2 protein-coding genes are annotated in these 1,358 nt (G+C 60.3%); both read left to right on the plus strand.

Annotation, left to right across the window (positions count from 1 at the left end; all coding sequences use genetic code 11):
* Nucleotides 1-325 precede the first annotated feature (325 nt).
* On the plus strand, nucleotides 326-637 hold the full coding sequence (locus BM085_RS42525; RefSeq protein WP_093892382.1) for an immunity 53 family protein: 312 nt from the start codon (nucleotides 326-328) through the stop codon (nucleotides 635-637).
* 70 nt (nucleotides 638-707) lie between these two features.
* Entirely contained in the window at nucleotides 708-1,220 is a 513-nt protein-coding gene (locus tag BM085_RS42530; RefSeq protein ID WP_093892383.1) for a hypothetical protein, read from the plus strand.
* Nucleotides 1,221-1,358: the final 138 nt, after the last annotated feature.

Here is a 1,358-nt window from a genome sequence, read left to right on the forward strand (position 1 = left end):
CACGTCGGTGACCAACCATAACCAGGCGATCGTGAGGGCGGCACTGCCTGCGATGGTCCCGCCTCTGAGGGCAGCCTTCAATTGCCGGCAGTTTTGCAGCCCGTGACCGTTCCGGCTGAGATATGGCCTCTCACCTGCGGCGCGACCATGTCTCTCTGTCATGCCTTACATGATCATTGCACGTATATTGCACGACGAGTCGATCATGCTCTGCCTGCGAAACCGCAGCTCACGGCACTGATTGTATTTCCCGTGACTCCCCGCCATTCCCCGTCGTTTCCTGCTCCATCGGGCACGCGACGGGCACGACTGACAGACTCACCATGTGATCACGGACGCACTCGTCTTCCTTCAGTCTTGGTACGCCTCCTGCTGTAATGACGACTGGGAGCACAGTTACGGCGTGACAATCGACACCTTGGACAACCCGGGATGGTGCCTGAAGATCGACCTCGTCAACACGCCTCTTGCCGGGGCCGTGCTGGACCGCCTTGTGGTGGAACGCGCCGAGGATAACTGGGTACACGCCTGGAGCAACGGAATCCACTTCGAAGCAGTATGTGGATCCCTGAACCTCGGTGAGGTGTTAGAGGTATTTCGAGAGTTCGTTGGCAATGCTGTCTCACCCCCTGACTGATGCGCTCACCATGCGAGCGGAGGCCGACAACCCCGAGAAGCCCGGCGACGGCATCCGGCACAATCACTGAATGTTCAACTTCGGAATCCCTGGATACAGGCCGGAATGGTTGAGCGGACGCTCGGCGATCACTGCCACTCATGGGGCGAGACTGGGCCGCCTCGTCGACCGGCGACTGACCCGAGCGCTGCTGGTGTGGGACCTTGACGAGGACAAGTGGTTCGCCGACTGTCCGGTCCTCCTGGACTTCGAGGGCGAACAGGTCGAGATCAACCACTGGAAGTTCGACGAACTCTCCATCACCTGGAACACCATCGATCTGGCGCGCGCACTGGACTGGCCGGACTTCTCCCTGGCGTGGCGAGACGACACACCAGATGAACTCACTGCACTGGTCGGGCAGCCTTGCTCGGCAGTGGAACTGCTGATGTGGAAGAACAGGGATCTGACGGAGGGGACGATCGTGTCTTTGGGGTTCGGCTTCCCGAACGGCCAAGTGACGATCTACAACGCGCTTGATGAGAACGGCATGGAGTTCACTCCGCCTGGCGACCACTACACGCGGTACAGCATGGCCTCCTGATCCGTAGATCCCCACACGATGTCCAGGGGCGTTCAGACCAGTTCGGCTCTTCGATCTTGAGGGGGAAGGGCACGGGCGTGGCCTGACGGGCGAGAGCTCGTGACCCCGCGACACTGGCTGTTGATCAAAGACAGTTGG

Origin of the sequence: Streptosporangium canum (assembly GCF_900113865.1) — a bacterium.
In the GTDB taxonomy this organism is placed as follows: domain Bacteria; phylum Actinomycetota; class Actinomycetes; order Streptosporangiales; family Streptosporangiaceae; genus Streptosporangium; species Streptosporangium canum.

Bases quoted from the DNA above. Each gene is read 5' to 3' on its own strand.
- BM085_RS42530 (WP_093892383.1), top strand. From the start codon at position 708: ATGTTCAACTTCGGAATCCCTGGATACAGGCCGGAATGGTTGAGCGGA.